15 protein-coding genes are annotated in these 21,661 nt (G+C 38.4%); 2 read left to right on the top strand and 13 right to left on the bottom strand.

Features of this window, described 5'->3' with window-relative positions:
* The first annotated feature begins 717 nt into the window (after positions 1 to 717).
* Positions 718 to 1,248 carry a GNAT family N-acetyltransferase gene (locus tag M992_RS13675; RefSeq protein ID WP_053909082.1) on the top strand — a complete coding sequence of 177 codons (531 nt, stop codon included), beginning with the start codon at positions 718 to 720 and terminating at the stop codon, positions 1,246 to 1,248.
* 117 nt (positions 1,249 to 1,365) lie between these two features.
* Here the strand turns inward: M992_RS13675 and M992_RS13670 are convergent, their stop codons facing one another.
* From M992_RS13670 to M992_RS13655, 4 genes are all read right to left on the bottom strand, one after another.
* Positions 1,366 to 1,716, bottom strand: a complete 351-nt coding sequence (locus tag M992_RS13670) for a YfiM family lipoprotein (protein ID WP_053909081.1) — start codon at positions 1,714 to 1,716, stop codon at positions 1,366 to 1,368.
* 110 nt (positions 1,717 to 1,826) lie between these two features.
* Positions 1,827 to 3,182: a CDP-diacylglycerol--serine O-phosphatidyltransferase gene (gene pssA / locus M992_RS13665; protein ID WP_053909080.1), complete on the bottom strand. Its 1,356-nt coding sequence runs from the start codon at positions 3,180 to 3,182 to the stop codon at positions 1,827 to 1,829.
* 178 nt (positions 3,183 to 3,360) lie between these two features.
* On the bottom strand, positions 3,361 to 6,021 hold the full coding sequence (locus M992_RS13660) for a bifunctional acetate--CoA ligase family protein/GNAT family N-acetyltransferase (RefSeq protein WP_053909079.1): 2,661 nt from the start codon (positions 6,019 to 6,021) through the stop codon (positions 3,361 to 3,363).
* Positions 6,022 to 6,057: 36 nt separating this feature from the next.
* Complete coding sequence (locus tag M992_RS13655) at positions 6,058 to 6,762, bottom strand: tRNA-uridine aminocarboxypropyltransferase (protein ID WP_047255787.1); 705 nt, start codon at positions 6,760 to 6,762, stop codon at positions 6,058 to 6,060.
* 310 nt (positions 6,763 to 7,072) lie between these two features.
* Here M992_RS13655 and M992_RS13650 point away from each other — a divergent pair, with 310 nt between their 5' ends.
* Complete coding sequence (locus tag M992_RS13650) at positions 7,073 to 8,131, top strand: tRNA/rRNA methyltransferase (protein ID WP_053909078.1); 1,059 nt, start codon at positions 7,073 to 7,075, stop codon at positions 8,129 to 8,131.
* 239 nt (positions 8,132 to 8,370) lie between these two features.
* On the opposite strand, the gene emrB is transcribed toward M992_RS13650, so the two are convergent.
* The 9 genes from emrB to nrdE form a co-directional block, all read right to left on the bottom strand.
* A complete protein-coding gene (emrB, locus tag M992_RS13645; RefSeq protein ID WP_390892505.1) occupies positions 8,371 to 9,873 on the bottom strand; it encodes a multidrug efflux MFS transporter permease subunit EmrB in 1,503 nt (500 codons plus the stop codon).
* A gap of 54 nt (positions 9,874 to 9,927) precedes the next feature.
* Positions 9,928 to 11,103 carry a multidrug efflux MFS transporter periplasmic adaptor subunit EmrA gene (emrA, locus tag M992_RS13640; protein WP_053909076.1) on the bottom strand — a complete coding sequence of 392 codons (1,176 nt, stop codon included), beginning with the start codon at positions 11,101 to 11,103 and terminating at the stop codon, positions 9,928 to 9,930.
* Between the two features lie 243 nt (positions 11,104 to 11,346).
* Positions 11,347 to 11,874, bottom strand: coding sequence for a transcriptional repressor MprA (gene mprA, locus M992_RS13635; RefSeq protein WP_053909075.1), 528 nt, complete (start codon positions 11,872 to 11,874; stop codon positions 11,347 to 11,349).
* A 942-nt stretch (positions 11,875 to 12,816) separates the two neighbouring features.
* Positions 12,817 to 14,016: an MFS transporter gene (locus M992_RS13630; protein ID WP_053909074.1), complete on the bottom strand. Its 1,200-nt coding sequence runs from the start codon at positions 14,014 to 14,016 to the stop codon at positions 12,817 to 12,819.
* A 227-nt stretch (positions 14,017 to 14,243) separates the two neighbouring features.
* Complete coding sequence (gene proX, locus M992_RS13625; RefSeq protein ID WP_053909073.1) at positions 14,244 to 15,239, bottom strand: glycine betaine/L-proline ABC transporter substrate-binding protein ProX; 996 nt, start codon at positions 15,237 to 15,239, stop codon at positions 14,244 to 14,246.
* Between the two features lie 120 nt (positions 15,240 to 15,359).
* The gene (gene proW, locus M992_RS13620; RefSeq protein WP_053909072.1) at positions 15,360 to 16,523 is read right to left on the bottom strand and encodes a glycine betaine/L-proline ABC transporter permease ProW; all 1,164 of its coding nucleotides are present in this window, start codon (positions 16,521 to 16,523) and stop codon (positions 15,360 to 15,362) included.
* Complete coding sequence (gene proV / locus M992_RS13615) at positions 16,516 to 17,715, bottom strand: glycine betaine/L-proline ABC transporter ATP-binding protein ProV (protein WP_053909071.1); 1,200 nt, start codon at positions 17,713 to 17,715, stop codon at positions 16,516 to 16,518. The genes proW and proV overlap by 8 nt, the downstream gene beginning before the upstream one ends.
* Positions 17,716 to 18,521: 806 nt before the next feature.
* Positions 18,522 to 19,493: a class 1b ribonucleoside-diphosphate reductase subunit beta gene (gene nrdF / locus M992_RS13610; RefSeq protein WP_053909070.1), complete on the bottom strand. Its 972-nt coding sequence runs from the start codon at positions 19,491 to 19,493 to the stop codon at positions 18,522 to 18,524.
* Positions 19,494 to 19,507: 14 nt separating this feature from the next.
* Complete coding sequence (gene nrdE, locus M992_RS13605; protein WP_072165969.1) at positions 19,508 to 21,640, bottom strand: class 1b ribonucleoside-diphosphate reductase subunit alpha; 2,133 nt, start codon at positions 21,638 to 21,640, stop codon at positions 19,508 to 19,510.
* Between the last annotated feature and the right edge of the window lie 21 nt (positions 21,641 to 21,661).

The following is a 21,661-nucleotide window of genomic DNA, read 5'->3' as shown; positions in this document are numbered from 1 at the left end:
TATAGAAAAGACAAAGATAAAGATAAAAATAAACAACTAGTTAGAGGGATAAAGTGTATTTTCTCTGCCTATTTGCCTATTTGCCTATTTGCCTATTTGCCTATTTGCCTATTTGCCTATTTGCCTATTTAGCGTTTAGTAACCCTGTAAATATAATTCTGTATTTTTGCCTTTTCATTCAATCCGTCAGTCAGCAAACTAAATAATGAATCGATTCATTATCTGCTTTCAGCTCTGAATTGATATATTCTATTTCTAGAGGCCGATTCAATGGCTAAGTAAATTTCTTTTTTCTCCCGATCATTGGTAGGAAAATTTTTACTTTTTAATTACATATCGAGTAACTCGATTTTGCGATCCAATCTTATTTTTATGTGAATAGGTTGGATATATTATCGATATAAGCAAAAATATATATTTAAATTTTCATCATGTGGCTACTCATTTCACTATATACGTATCAACTCTTACTGATTCGAGGATATTATTTATGTCACATGAGGACGAGTTTCTTGAGTATTTTTAATGCTAGAGTAATAGAAAGAGTTATTTTATTTTTATATACGGGCTGACTCAGAATATTTGATCTGTTAGATATTAATCAGATATATTGGTTTCTTAGCTGGGTTATTTCATGGCTCAATATTTTATAAAGTTAGCCTTAAATAGAGTATAAAAATTATACTCTTAGGTTATTATTTAGCAGGGGAGAATGAGGTGGAGATAAAACGCGTTCAACGGACTGATATTACAGATTTTAATCAAATTAATGAATTATATGAGCATGCATTTCCACTTCATGAGCAACGTACCTATACAGGTAGAGTCTCAATTTTAGCCGATCCTTCATTTTATTTATTGCATATCTCCGATAAAGAGCAATTTATTGGTTTTATTGGTTGCTGGTCCGTTGGCAATTATTTTTATATTGAACATATTGCGATTAACGCTAAATTACGAGGAAAAGGATATGGTCAGAAAGTATTAAATGATTTTTGTGGGCAATATAAAAATATTATTTTAGAGATAGATCCTTTGACCACAAATATTGCTCGTCAGCGTTTACGTTTTTATCAGCATTGTGGTTTTCAAATTAATAACTATCAGCATACTCATCCTAATTATCGGAAGGAATATGATCCTCATGAGTTGATATTACTAACTTACCCACATAAAATTACTGAGTCAGAATATCAATATTTTGATCATATTTTAAAAACGATTATTATGGCGAAAGAATATTTGTGATTGTATCTAAAATGGTAGGGTAAAGCAGATAAATCAATTGATTATTTAGTGATATATATGGGTTATTATTGAACTAATTGATTGTTTTATATGAAAATATATCCGGTCATCAGTTTTCTATTTAAACGATTGGTATTGACTATAACCTGCTGCTGCCCCTGCCACATCATAAGCAAAATCATGCCAGCTCCAGCCGGTTCCTGTGGGGCGACTATCATAAAGTTCTTTTGCTGCACCTAAGCTAATAGAGAAAAGCAAACCAAATTGTACCGATTGATGGTGTGACCAATTTTGTCTATCTGCATAAGCATTTCCAGCGGCCGCCGCAGCGGCTGAAAATAAGAAATGTTGGGCTTTATCTTTGCCTTGCCAATTATCATTGGCCCAGTGTGATCCACTACATCCACTAAGATTTATAATTATCATACCGTTGATTAAACACTGAAAAATTTTACGTGGATAATTCATGACAGATAACTCTTTATATAAGTTTAATCGTGGCTAGTATAGATCTTCAATTAAGATAGCCCCTATTATAGAGACTATTTTTTTAGGAGCCATCTTAACAGTAGTAATAATTATAATATTCTGCTGATTAATCTATCAACACGAATTCTACGTAATCGGCGGATTAATTTTTTTACTTTAATCGGATAGGATTGAATATTATCTAGTTCCCGATAGTGATTAACAATTTTGGTATGTGTGCGTATACAGTCTAATTCATGTAAACGTTGTTCTTGTAGCTGTTGTTTAGGATCATGAATTAAAATTGCATTTTCTAGATCAAGGCCCCAAGCTCGAGGGTTTAAGTTATTGCCGGTGATTAACTGCCAGGAATTATCAACCCACATACCTTTAAGGTGATAGGTATTATCTCCATCTTTCCACAAGCGAATAGTTAATTGTTTGCTATCAATAAATTTTTGCAAGCGACTGATAAAACGCCGCAAATTTATTTCGTACAAATACGGTAAAGCACCAATGATTTTAAAAGGTTCTTCCGGTGGGATATAAAAGTCATTGGCGGTTTTATCACCAATAATGATCTCGACTTGCTTGCCTTCCCGCAGTAATCGATGAATTATTCGAACTAAAATTGCGGGCAAATTAAAATAAGGTGTGCAAATCGTTAGCTTTTCATTAGTTGAACCCATTAAATGAGTTATGGTTTTATTGAGTAAATTTTTCTTACCCAAACCAACGAGTGGTGTAACTGCTAATTCTTCATTGGTGGCATTATTAGAAAAAAGATATTCGGCACTTTTTAATGAAATACGAAATTGTTTGATCAAGCTTTTAATATCAATCGTTCGAGGTCGTTCACTGCTATCTAATCGCTGCGTCGCCTCTGAATCTAACAATGCATTATCAATGAATGACTTCATTGTTCGCACTAATTCAGGATTTTTAATAATTTGATAGCGGTCATAACGATATTTATCATGTTGGTGAAGATAAACATCGTTAATACTGGCACCGCTATATAATAAGGTGTCGTCAAAGAGCATCCCTTTTAAATGCAGCACGCCTAAAGCTTCTCGAGTATTTACCGCTATTCCATAAATATCAATATTAATATTTGGATTTTGTTGCTTCACATCATGATACCAATCTGCATTGGTAGCATTTGCTTTAGCTCCAATTCTTCCGCGTTGCGCTCGGTGCCAATCGACCAGAATTTTTATGTCTAATTCCGGTCGAATTCTTTTGGCTTGATAAAGAGCCTGTAAAATATCGCGGCCTGCATCATCATGTTCTAAATATAAGGCAGTGATATAGATATGACGTTTCGCTTGAGCGATTTGATCGAGCAATTCATGACGGAAATTTTCAGTCTTAAAGAGTGTTGTGACATCAGCAACCGACTGAGACAGTTTAGGCAACAGAGCGAGGTGTTGTTGATGTTTAGCTTGTTTCAGTTTAGACAACATCACAGTGTAAATATTCTCTTATTTATTCAGTTACTATACAGCTAACTGTGGGTAATTTGGTTTAATGTTAGATCTGGTAATCATAACATAGTTCCCCTATTAACAGGATTAATTGGTTATCTTGTTGAGGGCTAGTTCAAAATATTCGCCGTTATATTTATCTAAAAATGACGATATTTTAATGAGTTATCTCTGATGATAAGACTAAGGTTAGATTGACGATACTATCTTCAAACTGGACATCAACCTTAAATCCGAGTTTTTTGGCTAAGCTTATCATATTACGATTTTCTGGCATGGTTATGGCGGTCAATTTTTTGATCCCATAGGCGCGTGTATAGTTAATTAACTTATTCATTAATTGATAGCCAAGAGTAAATCCTTTCATATCCGATCTTACTAAGACTGCAAATTCAGCTTCTTGATTATCAGGATCTGCCATTGCACGCGTTACGCCGATAATTTCACTGTCATCGCCTTGATTAAGTACAGCAACAAACGCCATTTCTCGGTCATAATCTATTTGGGTCATATTTGCTAGATCATCATGACTGAATTCATTGATTTCACTAAAGTAGCGATAGTAGAGGTCTTCTTTAGTGACTCGATTGATAAATGATTTAAGCAGTGGTTCATCTTCCGGTAGAATTGGGCGCAGTAAACAGCTGATATTGTCTTTTAAGATAATTGATTGCTCTAATTCTACTGGGTAAGGGCGAATGGCCAGTCTTGCCTTTGGATCGCCTTTAACTGGGGCTAACGTCATTGATACATCGAGTAATGTGAATTCATTACCTGAGACTAATAAAGGGTGGATATCTAATTTAGTAATTTGTGGGCAGTCAATAATTAAATTAGATACTCTGACCAATAGGTTGCTTAATCCCATTATATCAAGAGGTTCTAACGCACTGCGTGACTTTATCTTATTGCCTTTAATCGCTTGAATGACGAGATAACGGGCTAATGCTAGGTTTAATGGTGGCAAAGCGACCGCAGCTTGGCTTTCTTGTTGCCATTCAATCCCACCTTCACCGAGCATGATTAACGGCCCGAAGACATTATCTTGTTCAACCGCAATTCTAAGTTCTTGCGCTCCAGCCCGATTGGCCATGCTCTGGACTAATAGCCCTTCGACCTTGGCTTGCGGAAAGTTATTGGCCACGCGCTCAAAAATTGCTTGTGCCGCGTCTTGTACCTCTTTGGCATTGCGCAGATATAGCATGACACCTTGAACTTCAGATTTATGAGTGATATCTGGTGAGCGTAATTTTAGCGCAACCGGATAGCCAATTTTTTCTGCAATTACGATAGCCTCATCACTAGAATGGGCTATCCAAGTCGGTAATGTATTTAAGCCATAGGCTTGTAGGATAGGTTGAACTTCATGAGTATCTAATTGAAGATTATTTTGAGCTAATGCTTGGCGAATTGATTGATGAGCTTGTTGAGTATTGGCCGTTATTCCTATAGGCAAAGCTGGCGTTTCAGTTAATTGTTTCTGGTTACGCCGATATTCCACCATGTGCATATACGCGGTGATTGCGCCTTCCGGCGTTCTATAGGTTGGGATCCCAGCTTCGCTGAATAGTTTTCTTGCCTCTTGCGAGGTATATTCACCACACCAGTTGGTTAGGATCGTGAGCCATTTTCCGCGTGGATGCTGTTTGATCGTCTTGATCACTTTTTCGGCCATAATTTTACTATCGGTAATGGCGCTAGGTGTGTGGATTAATAAAAGAGCATCATGATCGTGACTATCGAGCAATTTGATAAGCACGTTGATGTATCTATCTTGTGTGGCATCATCACCGAGATCTATGGGGTTCTGAGTAGAGAGAGAAAGAGGAAGAAGTGTATTTAATTGATTTTGTGTTTCATCGCCTAGCGCGGCCAGTTTACCATTACGCTGGAACAGTTCATCGAGAGCCATTGCCGCAGGTGCTGCGCCGTTACTAATGATAGATAATCTATCACCACGCAGTGGAGTCATATAACTTAATGTTTCTACAGCAGAGAACATTTCATGAGTGTCTTGTACTCGTAATAATCCGGCACGTTGGATAGCGGCGTCGTAAGCTACATCGAAGCTAGGCTGCTCACCTAATAGTTGCTGAACTTTTTGTGTTCGACCACTTTTGACTACGAGGATCGGTTTATTACGCGAAGCACTGCGCGAAGCTGAGAGAAAACGTCTGGCATCGCTAATATGTTCTAAATAAAGCAAAATTGCACTAGTTTTACTATCTCGCGCTAAATAATCGAGTAAGTCGTCGATATCAATATCGATACTATCACCCAGAGCAATAAAATAAGAAAAACCAATATCTCGATGTCTTGCCCAATCAAGTACGGTATTGGATACCGCTGCAGATTGTGAAATGAATGCTAGCTTACCTTTTAATATAGGAATAGGAGAAAAACTGGCGTTTAATCCTAACCATGGTGCGAGTATCCCCAAGCTATTAGGCCCTAAAACTCTTAATGAATATTGTTGTGCGATAGTTTTAAGTTCTGCAAATTGGGTGGATGGTGAGGAGAGAATAATGACAGTTTTACAGCCTTTTTTACCCAGTTCAATTAGGGCATCGATATTTCGGCTATGATGAGTACAGATAACCGCTAAATCTGGCTTGATAGGTAGGGTGCTAATAGAAGGATAGGCTAGGACACCTGAAACAGAGTGGCGTTTAGGGTTAACCGGTAAAATTGGCCCACTAAAACAACTCGCGAGTAGGTTTTTCATCATGACAGAGCCCGCTCTATTTGGCGCTTCCGATGCGCCAATTACGGCAATTGATTTTGGGCGAAACAGTGACTCTAATCCTCGTTGACTCATAGCCTTTCTCCTTTTCGTCAGTCTGAGGATGTTAATCTAGCTGATTTTCTTCGACTGTGCTGTGATTTGTGCCGCTGGATGAGATGGCTTTCCGGCGAGATATTGGTCGCGAAAATAACTAAAATGAGTAAGCAGCTGTTGTGAAGCCAGAAAATCTCCTGCTAATTCAAGGACTGAGGCAGCAACCTCGGCGGTACAATGTTGCTCTTCTTTTGAAGGTACTCGTAATAAATAATTTAATTTTGCTTTAGTATTAATTGAAAGTATGGGGATCCCGGAAAAATAAGGGCTTTTACGAAACATTTTTCGTGCTTCAGGCCAGGTTCCATCAAGCAAAATAAATAATGGTGGTTTGTCTGAAATATCAGGCACGTTGACTACTGTTTGTTCATTCGATGCATAACTCGCCGGAAAAATAAGGTATGGCTGGCGACTAGTGTCATTAAGTAGTGCGAGAAGTTCAGGATCGGGTTCAGTACGTGACCATTGATATGCTAAAGTATCAGGCAATATATCTGCGATAAGTTTACCCGTATTACTGGGTTTAAAAACTTCCCCATCAAACATAATTAAGCAAAAACGGCTGCGTGCGGTCATCGGTTGGATTGATTCGCATAAACACTGTTTTACTGGTAATAAGCAAGAGTCGCAACGTTGAGTGCGCCAACCGCGAGCTCGAAATAGTTTGGTCGAAAGTGCTAGACGTTGCTGGCGTAACTGATAAACCGCGTTGTGCTTCATAGTTGTCTTTTAGTTGCTGTAAAAAGTTATTTTACATATTTTACGCAACTATTTTAGGTAAATATAGCTCAGTATCGCAGGGTATAAATAGAGAGGTATTTACCGTTATAATTTAGTGTTCTTTCGAGAGTAATTATAATTTTACGCTCTCAAATCTGGATCGCCTTGTAAGTTTTGGGCTTCTTATTGAACGAGTTATTTAAGGTATATTTGACATATTTATTTTTAGATGGATTTAATTATTCCTTATTAGTAGCGTCGTGCAACAACATCATGTAATCTTCGCGCCATAGCGTAGTGGGGAAAATTAATGAACGATTCTTTTAGCGGTAAAAATGGCAAAGTCAAAGTAATGTATGTCCGTAGTGAGGGCAGTGATGATAGCCAAAATAGAAACAAGCGTCCGTCAGCTAAAGACGGTAAATTTAATAAAGACAGCAAATTCAATAAAGGCGGCAAGTTCAATGACAGCCGCAGTCGTCAGAGTGATGACAGAAAATCAGGTGCGTCAGCATACAGTAGCGAACGCTCGCCGTGGAAAACAGTTTCTCGTTCCAGTGATGATGAAATAGTTAACGATCATGGCGGCATTTCAGGCAAAAGTTTTATTGATCCTGAGCAACTGCGTAAACAGCGTTTAGAAGAAACCCGTATTTATGGTGAGAACGCTTGTCAGGCAATGTTTAAAAATCGCCCTGATGCTATTGTCCGTGCCTGGTTCTTAAAATCAGTTACACCCCGTTTTCGTGATGCACTTAAATGGATGGCGGCTAATCGTAAAGCCTATCATGTTGTCGATGAAGATGAATTAACTAAAGCTTCGGGTACCGATCATCATGGTGGCGTTTGCTTTATTATCAAAAAACGCGGTGGAATGGATGCAGACACATATCTGCAAACGGCACCTAAGCAAGATTGTGTACTGGCGTTAGAAGATATTGGTAATCCACATAATCTCGGCGGTATTATGCGTAGCTGTGCACACTTCGGCGTGAATGGCGTGATTTTGCAAGATGTGGGCATGCTTGAATCAGGTGCCGCTATCCGAACCGCTGAAGGTGGCGCAGAGCACATTAAAGGCATTGATGCTGATGGCTTCACTGGGGCATTGGATAAATTCCGTCAAGCTGGTTATACCATTGTTACTACATCCAGCCATAAAGGCAGCCAAGATATCGCAAAAGTTCAGTTGCCAGAAAAAATGGTCTTGGTTATTGGTCAAGAAAGCGATGGACTGAGCGACAGTGTTTGGGATCAAGGTGACTTGAGCCTATTTATCGGCGGTACCAATAAGGTTGAAAGCCTGAATGTGTCAGTAGCAACAGGTATTATGTTGGCACAGTGGTGGCAGCAGAATAAAGTTAATTAAGTTTTAACTCATCACTCGCCTGTTTTCTGATTAAGCAGCAAAATAGGCGAGTATATTTTTTATTGATCATAAATTTCATTACTTATTTTTCCTTTCTCCCTTTCTCTTTTTGTGAAATTGCCTCTCAATAATATTTTTTATTCCTGTATTAATTCTTTTTGGTTTAATTTTAGCCAAAAAAAAGAAGCCGTAGCTCCTTTTTATCATGGTATATGCCTTTCAACTATTATGTTAATTCTTTAGTGGGAACCACCACCATCTTCTTTAGAGCCGGGGCTAAAAGGTGGTTTCGCAAACCAAACTAGTATCATCAGCAGGATAAATATTCCGGCTGATATCCAGAAGATCTCATTTGCTGAAATAATTAGTCCCTGGTCGGTAATATTTTTGGCTAAATACCCCAAGCTTTGTTGCTCATCCATACCCATTTCAGATAATTGGGTGTAAATCTCTTGCGCGTTGGGATTATAAGGATCAACGAAAGCTGCAAAATTTTCATGGTGCATTGACTCTCGCTGCGTCCACAATGTAGTCGTAATCGATGTGCCGATAGCGCCTGCCAAGGTGCGCATAAAATTAGATAAACTGGAAGCTGAGGCCATTTTTTCCGGTGGTAATCCCGAAAGTGTAATGGTAGTTAGTGGCATAAAGAAACAGGCAATTGCTAGTCCTTGCACAAATTGTGGCCATGCAACAGCGGCAAAACTCATGCCCGGTTCAAAGGTGTAAGCTCGCCAATAATAGCAAACCGCATAGATAATAAAGCTGAAGGTAACCAAATAGCGCATATCGATACGATTTCCAAATCGCCCAATGATTGGGGTGATCAATAACGGTAATAATCCCACTGGTGCAGACGCTAAACCGGCCCAAGTCGCAGTATAGCCAAACACTTGCTGTAATAGCTGCGGAAGTAGCACGATAGTACCGAAATACAGCATATAAGCTAGGCTGAGCGATAAACAGCCGATAGTAAAGTTCCGCTGTTTAAACAACGATAAATCAATTACTGGGTGTTCATCAGTCAGTTCCCATACAATCAAGAAGGCGATAGCCACTAAGGCCACAACTGCCAGTACGATAATTTCTGTGGAATTAAACCAATCTAATTCTTTGCCTTGGTCAAGCATAATTTGTAATGCGCCAATACCCAAGACCAACAGAGCTAATCCAATAGTATCAATAGGTTTAATCGCTATTTTAGTTTCTCGTCCTTTGAGAACTTTGGTAATAATAGCGATAATAATCAGACTAAAGGGCACGTTAATAAAGAAAATCCAGCCCCAATGATAGTTATCACTAATATATCCCCCCAAAATGGGTCCACAAATTGGGGCAATAACGATAGTCATCGACCACAATGCCAGTGCCATATTACGTTTTGCAGGGGGGTAATTATTCAGTAATAGACTTTGAGACAGCGGGATTAATGGGCCGGCAACCAGACCTTGAAGTACACGAAATAATATCAGCATACCTAGGCTATCAGAGATGCCACACAGCCAAGAGGTCAGGGCAAATAGCCCTGTTGACCATAAAAATAGTCGAACCTCACCAATACGTTTGGCGAGCCAGCCGGTGATCGGGATAGATATTGCATTGGCTACCCCAAAAGAGGTAATGACCCAAGTACCTTGAGAGTTAGAGGCACCAAGGTTTCCCGCAATTGTAGGAATTGCTACATTAGCAATGGTTGAATCGAGCACTTGCATAAAAGTGGCTAATGACAGGGCTATTGTCATCCACGCAAGTTGAGCTCCTTGTAAAGGCGTTTTTATCACGCTATGTTCCTCTGATTACTGGTTACCAGAGTTACTATTAATGATGTCAGTAACTATTTGGTCTGCCGGGGACATATCAATCATCAGAGCAGAAGTATGATACGCGGGAGTGATTCGTGTGCTTTTTGATAACACTTTCCCCTGTTTATTTTGGGTATCAACAGTTACATTGGCAGATAAACCAATACGTAATGGATGTTCTTCTAACTGAAGAGGATCTAAGGCGATTCGGACAGGTAAGCGTTGAACGACTTTTATCCAGTTACCGCTGGCATTTTGTGCGGGTAATAAGGAAAATGCACTGCCTGTTCCCATATCTAGCCCAACAACTGTGCCTTTAAACTCGAGGTCATCACCATAAAAATCGGTAATAACCTTGGCAGGCTGGCCAATTCGCATATCGGCCAGTTGTGTTTCTTTAAAATTTGCATCAATCCACATGCCTTCGGCTGGAATAATGGCCATTAATGGTTTAGCGGGTGTGACTTGTGCACCAATTTGTACGCTTCGACGTGATACATAGCCATCGACAGGACTAACAATTTTAGTACGTTGTAAGGCAAGCCAAGTATTTTTGACTTCAGTCGCCGCTTGCTCGACAGCAGGTTGTTTATCGATTGGCGTATCAAGGATAATGGCTTGATTAGCATTAAATTGTTCGATAGCAACATCTAATGCAGCTTTAGCACTAATTACAGCTTCGCGCGCATGTTGTAATTCTTCTTTACCTATCAGATTACTATTTCCCAGAACTTCACGACGTTTTAAATCGTTTTGTAACCGATTCAGATCGGAACGGCGTAAAGCAATATTCGCTTGATATTGCTTGCTATTAACTATTTGCTGGTGGGTTTGTCGGACATTATTAGCCAATGTTGTTTTGGCTTTTTCTAATGCTAATAGGGCATCTTTTGGGTCTAATTCAACTAATACTGAGCCACTTTTAACGTAATCAGTATTATCGACATTAACTGTCATTACGCTACCAGAAACCTGAGACATAATTTGTACTTGGTTACCTGCAATGTAGGCGTTATCTGTGGCTTCATAGTGCCTGAGTATGAGGAACCAATAAGCAAACCAGCCAACACCAACAATAATAAAAATAAAAGAGAGTAATAATAATATATTACGACGTTGTTTCTTTTTATTATTGCGTGGCGTGTGTTTAATATCCTCACTAACACTCATCGGGTGTTTCTCCGTGTTCTTCTTCATTGGGATCGAATTGATGTAAATCTAGACACTAAGACGTGACTACTTCCAGTGGTTAATAACCTCACTGGAAGTAGTGCTGACAATAATTGAGATCGTATAACGAAAATATTGTTAGCTTATAGATGAAAGGATAATGAATTATCGCTAACTGAGAAGTTTTTTTTATTCATTTAGTCAAAAAATGGCTCAAATACATTAAACGTATTACTTATATAGCTATTTTGCTGCATCAAAACCTAAATTATCAAGTTTTGTGAGCAGACTACGCATTAGTTTATCTAATTGTGCTTTCTCTGTGGTATCTAGTACCGACCAAATATCGCGGAGGCAGTCGTACTGAGGCGGTAAAAGACTGTTTAAAAATTCAGTGCCTTTATCGGTCAGATGTAAATGCAAACAGCGGCGATCATTTTGGCTTTCTTTGCGTTCTATCCAGCCATTTTTTTCTAATTCATCGGCAATTCGAGTGGCATTAGTCCGTGATGAACCTAATGCTGCACTTAATTCTGACGGTTGAATGCTGCGTGATTCTTTGGTATCCAAGATCATTAGAGCCATAAATAACGTCTCATTAATTCCTTGGGATTTAAGCATATGATTGCGGCAGTCTAATAATTTACCGTGCACATGCATACATAAGCGAGTTAATAGAATCTCCTGATAAGGGATCGTTTTATTTAATGCATTTTGCTGTGTTACTCGTGTATTTAGTAGTTCTTCTGTTGGTTTAAATGAACTTTCCATTATTTAGATACCTTATTAGTTTCAGTTGGTAAGATAACAACTGTCATCAACCTTCTAAATGGTATATTAAACGCTAAATTTAGCAATTAGAGTTATTTGATCTCATCGAATTTATTTTGATAATGATACCTAATTCATAAATTTTACGAATGTTAATCCAAAAAAAGTGGCAGAGATATTTTTATTAATATTATTACTAATGTAAGTAAAAATAACTAAAATGAGTTGTTTTAGTTAAACTTATACCAATGAAACTATTAATAAATGCGCTGTCGATTAAAATCAAAATAACTATAAAAACAAAAAAGCCTTTATTTATAGCATGTTATGTGGTTGCTTAGCATAAGTACTGCTAAGTTATATTCTTATAAAAATGAAAAATAACTAATTCAATTTTATTTTTACTAAATTAATATGAGCTAATTAATCTAGATGGTTGATTTATTGTATCACTGAAGAAAAAATAAGTTTTTGTTTAATAGTGCCAATTGTTTATTTTCTTTAAAGAAATAATACCGTTAAGGTATTAAATTATTTTTTTTTACTAAAGAGTATTTTATGGATGTTATTTTTGGGCGATAAGCAGGATTTTTATGGTAATTTCATGATGATTTTTTAGATTTAAATATTATTTTTTCTGATGATTATAAATGGGGTAGATGATAATTAATCTCGTTAACTCGAACATGTAAATATATTCTATCTATCTGATTTATAATAGAATGTTTTAAGTAGTCTGGTTACTATTTTCTTTCTTTATAAGCACTATTTGATGAGGGATATAGTCAATAAGCAACGGACTATAAAAAATAGCCTATAAACAGGGAGCTATAAGAAATATTCGATAAAAAAGACTATAAACGTCTATCTATAAAAAGCTGATGGCGATTAATCGCGCATCAGCTTGATGGTAGACAATAAATACAGAGTAAAAGAGGCTAATTAGCTTTTATTATCCTCGATGATAGGATCGAAACGAGCACCGAAGGCCCAAACGATTAAGCTTATCAAACAAAGAATACCTCCGGTGATAGCGATACCGTACCATCCCGCATAGTGATAAGCATATCCCGATGCTAAAGACCCCAGAGCACCACCGATAAAATAACTGGTCATATAGCCCGCAGTGAGTCTGCCGCGAGCTTCTGGCATGATCCGGTATAATGTACTTTGATTAGTAATATGAAGCCCTTGCACCGCTAAATCGAGAATTAAAATTCCGATAATAAAGCCGATTAAAGACTCTTTGGCGAAACCAATCGGTATCCAAGAGAGTAGTAAAAGAATCAGGCTAATCAAAGTGACTTTTTTACCTTTCCCTTTATCCACTAAATGTCCAGCTTGTAAGGCCATTAATGCTCCCGCCGCTCCGGCTAAGCCGAACAGACCTATAATACCGTCTGAAAAATTAAACGGCTCGCCGGCTAATAAAAAAGCCATGGCTGTCCATAATAAGGCGAAATTGGCAAAAGCTAATCCGCCTAATATCGATCTCACTGCTAATACGGGAGTCGTAAAAAATAGCTGGAAAATAGAGCCCAATAGTTGGCCATAATTTAATTCTATCGGGGACTGATAACGCGGTAACTTACGCCACATTATCACCACTAACAGCATCAGTATGAAGAAAGCTAGCCAATAGATAGCCCGCCATCCGCCAATCATAGCCATCGCACCAGAAAGTGTTCTAGCTAACAAAATTCCCAGTAATAGACCACTCATAATAAAGCCAACGGCTTTTCCTCGCTGGTGGGGTTTGGCGAGAGTGGCGGCTAATGGTACGAGAATTTGAGCTACTACAGAGAATAATCCTGTTAATCCTGTTCCTAATAAAATTAACCAGATATTGTTGGCCAGGGCGGTCACCAATAGACCACAAGCTGATAATATGGTCATGATTAAAATCAGATTACGCCGTTCAAAAAGATCGCCAAGGGGAACTAAAAGCAGCAATCCTACGGCATAACTTAATTGTGCGGTGGTAACGATAAACCCGGCCATATTCGTGGTTAAGTTAAATTGTACAGCAATGGTATCTAATAATGGTTGTGCATAATAATTACTGGCAACCACGAGTCCGGTGGCAATCGCCATCAGTAGAACAAGACCTGGGGTAAGCTCGGCTTGTGGGGTTGATTTCATTAATGTTGCTATCCGAAAAATAAAATAAGGTGATTAATATATATAAATATATTCAATTACGTTATTCCATTGAAGCGATTTATGTAGTGTTGTTGGTTATCAATGCCGTGGTGTTGGCTATCAATGTATTGATGTCAGCGGATAAAAAACGGTCATTATAGAGTTAATTCAATAATGACCATTGTGAACATTAGCTTTTATGGGGATTAAAAACCCCGATTAAATGATTATTTATTGGCGGCTTGGCGTGCTTGCTCAACCCAGCCATCAAAGGTTTTCTGGTGCGCTTTAATCCAACCATTAGCATGGCGTTCGATATTAGCTTCTGACGCTTCGCCATTGTGCATTCTTAGGTTTTGAGCGTTGACATCAGCTACTGGTAAGCTCATGACTTCAAACAATTTCGCAGCAGCAGGGTTCTCTTTAGCCCATTGTTTATTGGCAGCAATATGCATGGTATTTGCTGGGAAGCCATAATTTTTACCGTTTGGTAATTTGGTATCAATTTTTTCACCGTTAGGCATAGATGAGAAGGAAACTTCTAACCATACAACATCGCGCCCCGGTTTTAATACATCGCTTATCCAGTAAGGTGTCCACGTATAATAGAAGATAGGTTTGCCTTCTTTATAACGTGTTATGGTATCGGCCATCATCGCGGCATAGTTGCCTTGATTATGATCAACGCTGTTAGTCAAACCATAGGCTTTAAGATGGTTATTAATGGCCGCTTCACAACCCCAGCCTGGATTACACCCGGTTAAATCGGCCTTACCATTATTATTGGTATCAAAAAGCTTAGCAATTTTAGGATCTTTAAGTTGCTCAATGTTCGTTATATGGTATTTATCGGCGGTTTTTTTGTCGATTAAATAACCTTGAGCGGCATTAGTGACATAATTACCTTGGCGATAGAACGCTTTGTCACCACCTGCGGCTTCATATTGGGTATTGTGTAAAGGTACCCAGCTAACGGCCAGAAAGGTCGCATCGCCAGAAGCTATGGAGGAGTATGCAACATTATAATCAACTTCTTTTATCGGTTGTACATCATAGCCTAATTGCTCTAGGGCTTTATTGACCAGTAATGTTTGAAATGTTTCTTCGGAAATCGTACTTTGAACGGGTTGAACTTTAATTCCTTTCCCCGGTTTATCATTCGCCAATACCGTGGTACTCATTAGCGTTGTCAGGGCAGCTGCTAAGATGACTGTCTTTTTCATTATGGCCTCTATCAGTTGTCATATGACTTGCCTTGGCAAGTTATTCGCTGAGTTAAACAGCGTGAGATTGAATGGGCGGAGGATAGGGGGCTACCCTCCGGTTGATAGATATTATATGCGTTATTTTTTACCGACTAATTTGGTAATAGCTCCGATTGGACCAGTTTGATACCAACGTTGCGGGCCTTTAGTACGGCTGTCTCTACCCAATGATTGAGTTAATCTATCCAGAATAATTGCCAGAATAACGATACCTACACCGCCTACTGAGGCGAGACCCATATCGAGTCGACCAATACCTCGTAGTACCATTTGACCTAAACCGCCAACGGCTATCATCGAAGCAATAACAACCATTGAAAGTGCCAGCATCAATGTTTGATTAACTCCGGCCATGATGGTCGGCATAGCTAAAGGGAGCTGAACTTTAAACAGCAATTGTTTCGGGCTGGCACCAAACGATTCTGCTGCTTCAACTAAATCAGCAGGAACATGTTTAATCCCTAAAATGGTTAAACGAATGATTGGTGGTAGCGCAAATATAATGGTTACCACGACACCGGGTACGTTACCAATACCAAATAGCATGACAATCGGTACTAAATAAACGAAGGCTGGTGTTGTTTGCATGGCATCTAATATCGGCCGGATAATTTTGGCTGCTCTATCACTGCGTGCCAGCCATATCCCTAAGGGAAGGCCGATAATGATACAAAAGAATAACGATGTAAGTACCAGTGCTAACGTTACCATCGCTTCAGACCATGCGCCAATGGCTCCTATTGCTATCATGGCAATAAACGTTGCTACACCCATGACCCGACCTGAAAGCTGCCAAGCAATTAAAGCAAATATAATAATTGCTATCGGCGAGGGGAGCGACAGCAACATTTGCTCAAAGCCGCTGAGGATAAAATCGATCGGAACACGTATCCCTTGGAACACCGGTCTAAAATTAATCACGACCCAATCGATAGCGTGAGTGACCCAGGAATCGAGAGGGATCAGTGTGTGCTGAAACGGATCCATTAAATTAAAACTGTCGGCAGGAATACTGTCGGCAGGTACATCAAGCCAATCAGTGCCACCTCCGGCGCTAACTTGATCTGCGCCTTCAGTGCTTCCTCCCCAAGGATCAGTACCGTCAGGGGTTGATGACGCTCCCCAAGGATCGGCTGCTGGGTCGGTCGACGTGACATTTTCCTGAGTATCCGTGCTATTTGGCGTACTGCTTGCCGCCCAAGGATCGACAGTATTGGTTTCTTGTGAAGTGGTATTACTCATTCGGTGTCTCCTTATCCAAAGCCTGCAGTAACATTCCTTTCGAAATTACGCCAACATAACGATTATTGTCGTTAACAACGGGCACTGCACAGGGCGCTTGGGCGACGACAGAGATTAGTTCGTTAAGTGGGGTATCCGCATTAATGGTCGGAATATCACTTAATATGGCTGCATCGATATCTTGTTTTTCACGCAGCGCATGCTCTAAAGAATCAACAGAGACAATACCGACAAAGGTGTGTCCACGTGAAATTAGGTATCCATGGCTTCTGTCTTCGTCATTCAGCACTTTAAGCGCAGAGCGAGGACCAAAGCCTTGGGCAATATGCAACAGCGCATCAGGGCGTCTACGTGCAACGTCTTTGGCACTAAAAACTTGGCTAACGTCGACACCCCGGAAAAACGTACGAACATAATCATTGGCCGGATTATTCAGAATTTCGTCTGGTGTACCGACTTGAACCACATCGCCGCCTTGCATAATGGCAATTCGATCACCAATACGCATTGCTTCATCCAAATCATGGGAAATAAATACGATAGTTCGCTGTTTATCGCCTTGTAATGACAAAAGCTCATCTTGCATTTCGGTACGAATTAATGGGTCAAGTGCAGAAAATGCTTCATCCATCAATAAGATATCAGGATCATTTGCCAGTGCTCGAGCAAGCCCAATACGCTGGCGCATCCCGCCTGATAATTCATCAGGGTAAGAGTATGCCCAATTTTCTAAATTAACTTGCTTTAGTGCATCTAATGCTTTTTGATGGCGTTCGTCTTTAGGAATACCTGCTAGCTCCATACCAAATGCTGTATTATCAATTACGTTCATATGTGGCATTAATGCGAACGATTGAAATACCATACTGATTTTGCTGCGTCGAACTTGGCGCAATTCGCTGTCGGAGATATTCGAAATATCTTGGCCATCAATCAGTACTTGTCCCCTTGTAGGGTCTATCAGACGATTGAGGAGGCGCACCAGTGTTGATTTGCCGGAGCCCGATAGCCCCATAACAACAAAGATTTCGCCTTCTTCAATTGCCAGATTGGCGTCATGTACACCAATAGTTAGCCCTGTTTTTTCAAAAATCTGATCTTTGGTCATGCCTGATTCAAGCATTTTAAATGCTTGATCTGGATGTTCCCCGAATATTTTATATAAGTTTTTAACTTCAAGTTTTATCGCCATAAATAAATAGTATTCCTATTTTTTGTTTGGTGAATAAATTAGCCTTACTTAGTAATTATTTTTATCTATATTTATATTGTATTTTCTTTTCGAAAATTTTTTGAATTTTTGAGTAATCTTTAAAACTCATTTTTGTTAACGACTTGTTCTCGTTAACTGATTAGTTTATTTGAAAATACTCAGGATTAAATTTCAACACTAAATTTCTCTAGTTAAATCTAATCCGTATTTAATTAAATTATTCATAATAAATTTAATAATCCATTAATTTAAGACAGCGGTATACCCTAGCATACTGAGTCAGCCATACAACCCTATGTTCAATGGAATTAATCAAATAATTAGCTATCTAGCGTGAGAAAAAAAGATTGTGGATTTTATATTTTATCGAATAATTTACTCAATTATTAAGCTATTAATAATTCTCTGTTTCTTATCTAACGGTATGATTTAAAATTATAAATCAGTGATTTTTATTACATTAATTAGGTGAAAATTAAAATATAAAATAAATACGTATTTCTAGATTATAGGATGATATTTATCATCGTAAAAATAAATACAGATATGCACACTATTGATTAATAAATTTAAACATTATTCTGTGATTTTGTCCATTTATAGACATTAATCTGATATTTTCTTGATGGATTAATCGTAAAAAATGAATTATTTACTTCAATGAGCATGTAAATGACGAGGTTATTGATGTGTTTTGGGTGATAAAATAACCCATTGAATTAAAGTTGATTTTATTCAATGGGTTGCGATTTCATTAGATAAATTGATTTATCTTGACGGGTGGACTAGAAATCCCAATCATCATCCTCGGTATTAACTGCTTTACCGATAATATAAGAAGAACCTGATCCAGAGAAGAAATCATGATTTTCATTTGCATCTGGAGATAATGCCGATAATATTGCAGGGCTAACATCCGTCATTTCTGCTGGAAATAATGCTTCATAGCCTAAATTCATTAAGGATTTATTGGCATTATAATGCAGAAATTTTTTGACGTCTTCAGTCCATCCTACAGTATCATATAATTCTTCTGTATATTTTATCTCATTGTCATAAAGATCTAATAATAATGAAAAAGTAAAATCTTTAATTTCCTTCTTTATATCGTCATCGCATTTTTCTAAGGACTTTTGAAATTTATAACCAATATAATAGCCATGTACGGCTTCATCACGAATAATTAATCGAATTAAGTCGGCTGTATTAGTTAGCTTTCCTCGGCTTGACCAATACATAGGTAAATAGAAACCAGAATAAAATAAAAAGGATTCTAAAAAAACACTGGCGACTTTTTTCTTTAAAGGGTGATCGGCGCAATAATAAGACATTATAATATTGGCTTTATTTTGTAAGAATAGATTTTCTTCACTCCAACGATAGGCTTCATCAACATCGGCTGCCAGACATAAAGTAGAAAACATTGAGCTATAAGAACGAGCATGTACCGCTTCCATGAAGCAGATATTCGACATCACAGCTTCTTCATGGGGAGTAAGCGCATCATCCATTAATTTGGGAGCACCAACGGTATTTTGTAAAGTATCTAATAGTGTTAGCCCAGTAAAGACTCTAATAGTTAATTTCTTTTCAGCATCAGTTAATGTATTCCAAGACGGAAGATCATTTGAAAGTGGTATTTTTTCCGGTAGCCAGAAATTAGTCGTTAACCGATTCCAAACTTCTAAATCTTTATCGTCTTCAATTTTATTCCAATTTATTGCCTTAATTAGACGGAGGGGAGTCGCTTCGCTCATTTTATCTATTCCTATTATAGAGTGCATGAAACACAACCTTGGACTTCGGTGCCTTCCAGAGCAATTTGCTTTAATCGAATGTAATAGAGGCTTTTAATTCCTTTTTTCCACGCGTAAATCTGCGCCCGATTAATATCGCGTGTAGTCGCTTCATCTCTGAAAAATAGCGTTAATGATAAGCCTTGATCAACATGCTGAGTTGCTGCTGCATAGGTATCAATTATTTTTTCTGGGCCAATTTGATAAGCGTCTTGATAATATTCTAAATTATCATTATTCATAAATGGCGCAGGATAATAGACTCGACCGAGTTTTCCTTCTTTGCGGATCTCTATTCGAGATACGATAGGATGAATGCTCGATGTAGAGTTATTGATATAAGATATTGACCCTGTGGGGGGAACCGCCTGAAGATTTTGATTATAAATCCCATACGTCATAATTGAGCGTTTTAGCTGCACCCAATCGTCTTGGCTAGGCAATATGATCCCCGCTTTATCGAATAAAGCTGCCACAGTTGTAGTTTTTGGTCGCCATGTTTGCTCAATATATTTATTAAAATATTCGCCACTGGCGTAAGTTGAATTCTCAAAGCCGTTAAACGTTTGCCCTCGTTCTATGGCTAATTGATTGGAAGTTTTTAATGCATGATAGGTAACCGCATAAAAATAAATATTTGTAAAATCAATTCCTTCCTCTGAGCCATAATAGATTTTTTCACGAGCAAGATAACCGTGTAAATTCATTTGCCCTAACCCAATAGCATGAGATTGATGATTACCTTGCTCTATAGATGGTACGGAATGAATATGGCTCATGTCAGATACTGATGTTAATGCACGGATCGCGATTTCAATAGATTTAGCAAAATTGGGGGAATCCATGGTTTTAGCAATATTCATCGAGCCAAGATTACAGCTGATATCTTTACCTATATGGCGATAGTTTAAATTATCATCGTATTCACTGGCACTATTCACTTGTAAAATTTCAGAGCACAAATTACTCATATTGATTCGGCCATGAATAGGATTGGCTCGATTGGCGGTATCTTCAAATAAAATATAGGGATAGCCAGATTCAAATTGAATTTCGGCCAGTGTTTGGAAAAACTCACGGGCTTTTATTTTTTGTTTGCGTATATCTTTATTATTAACCAGTTCATGGTATTTATCGCTGATACTGATTTCTGACATTGCTACGCCATATTCTCGTTGAATATCATAAGGCGAGAATAAATACATATCCTGATTATCTTTGGCTAACTGGAAGGTGATATCAGGAATAACCACACCGAGTGATAGCGTTTTAATGCGTATTTTTTCATCGACATTTTCACGTTTAGTATCGAGAAAGCGCATAATATCAGGGTGATGAGCGTGTAGATAAACAGCTCCAGCGCCTTGACGTGCACCTAACTGGTTCGCATATGAAAATGCATCTTCCAACATTTTCATTACTGGAATAACGCCAGAAGATTGGTTTTCAATTAATTTAATTGGCGCACCAGCTTCTCGGAGATTGGTTAATAGAAATGCGACACCTCCCCCACGTTTCGACAATTGCAATGCAGAATTAACGGCCCGGCCAATCGACTCCATATTATCTTCTATCCGCAATAAAAAGCAGGAGACTAACTCGCCACGTTGTTTTTTACCGCAGTTAAGAAAGGTCGGCGTTGCAGGTTGAAAGCGTCCAGTGATGATTTCGTCGACCAGCGATGAGGCGACCTCTGGGTTACCTTGTGCCAATGTTAAAGCAACCAGGCATACACGGTCTTCATAGCGCTCTAAATAGCGTTTGCCATCGAAGGTTTTTAAAGTATAGCTAGTATAATATTTAAAGGCGCCCAAAAAAGTCTGGAAGCGAAATTTATGCTGATAGGCTTGCTGAAATAATTGTTTGATAAAAGCAAAATCATATTGTTCCAGCACGGATGATTCGTAATAATTTTCATTGACTAGAAAATCAAGTTTCTCTTTTAGGTCATGAAAGAACACTGTATTTTGGTTTACATGCTGGCGGAAGTAGTGATGCGCAGCCAGTTTATCTTGTTCAAATTGAATATTACCTTGGCTATCATAAAGATTGAGCATGGCGTTTAATGCATGATAGTCAACGGTTAGATTATTGTGTAATTGAGGCATTTGTGCTCGCTCTATATTGAT

This window comes from Moellerella wisconsensis ATCC 35017, assembly GCF_001294465.1.
In the GTDB taxonomy this organism is placed as follows: domain Bacteria; phylum Pseudomonadota; class Gammaproteobacteria; order Enterobacterales; family Enterobacteriaceae; genus Moellerella; species Moellerella wisconsensis.
Note: the sequence above shows the minus strand (reverse complement) of the source record. Positions and strands in the feature narration are given on the sequence as shown.

Excerpts from the sequence above, each read along its gene's own strand:
- M992_RS13660 (WP_053909079.1), bottom strand. The coding sequence starts at position 6,021 with ATGAGTCAACGAGGATTAGAGTCACTGTTTCGCCCAAAATCAATTGCC.
- nrdE (WP_072165969.1), bottom strand. The coding sequence starts at position 21,640 with ATGCCTCAATTACACAATAATCTAACCGTTGACTATCATGCATTAAAC.
- M992_RS13630 (WP_053909074.1), bottom strand. The coding sequence starts at position 14,016 with ATGAAATCAACCCCACAAGCCGAGCTTACCCCAGGTCTTGTTCTACTG.
- M992_RS13650 (WP_053909078.1), top strand. The coding sequence starts at position 7,073 with ATGAACGATTCTTTTAGCGGTAAAAATGGCAAAGTCAAAGTAATGTAT.
- emrA (WP_053909076.1), bottom strand. The coding sequence starts at position 11,103 with ATGAGTGTTAGTGAGGATATTAAACACACGCCACGCAATAATAAAAAG.
- M992_RS13670 (WP_053909081.1), bottom strand. The coding sequence starts at position 1,716 with ATGAATTATCCACGTAAAATTTTTCAGTGTTTAATCAACGGTATGATA.
- proV (WP_053909071.1), bottom strand. The coding sequence starts at position 17,715 with ATGGCGATAAAACTTGAAGTTAAAAACTTATATAAAATATTCGGGGAA.
- mprA (WP_053909075.1), bottom strand. The coding sequence starts at position 11,874 with ATGGAAAGTTCATTTAAACCAACAGAAGAACTACTAAATACACGAGTA.
- proX (WP_053909073.1), bottom strand. The coding sequence starts at position 15,239 with ATGAAAAAGACAGTCATCTTAGCAGCTGCCCTGACAACGCTAATGAGT.
- emrB (WP_390892505.1), bottom strand. The coding sequence starts at position 9,873 with ATGACAATAGCCCTGTCATTAGCCACTTTTATGCAAGTGCTCGATTCA.
- proW (WP_053909072.1), bottom strand. The coding sequence starts at position 16,523 with ATGAGTAATACCACTTCACAAGAAACCAATACTGTCGATCCTTGGGCG.
- M992_RS13655 (WP_047255787.1), bottom strand. The coding sequence starts at position 6,762 with ATGAAGCACAACGCGGTTTATCAGTTACGCCAGCAACGTCTAGCACTT.
- pssA (WP_053909080.1), bottom strand. The coding sequence starts at position 3,182 with ATGTTGTCTAAACTGAAACAAGCTAAACATCAACAACACCTCGCTCTG.
- nrdF (WP_053909070.1), bottom strand. The coding sequence starts at position 19,493 with ATGAGCGAAGCGACTCCCCTCCGTCTAATTAAGGCAATAAATTGGAAT.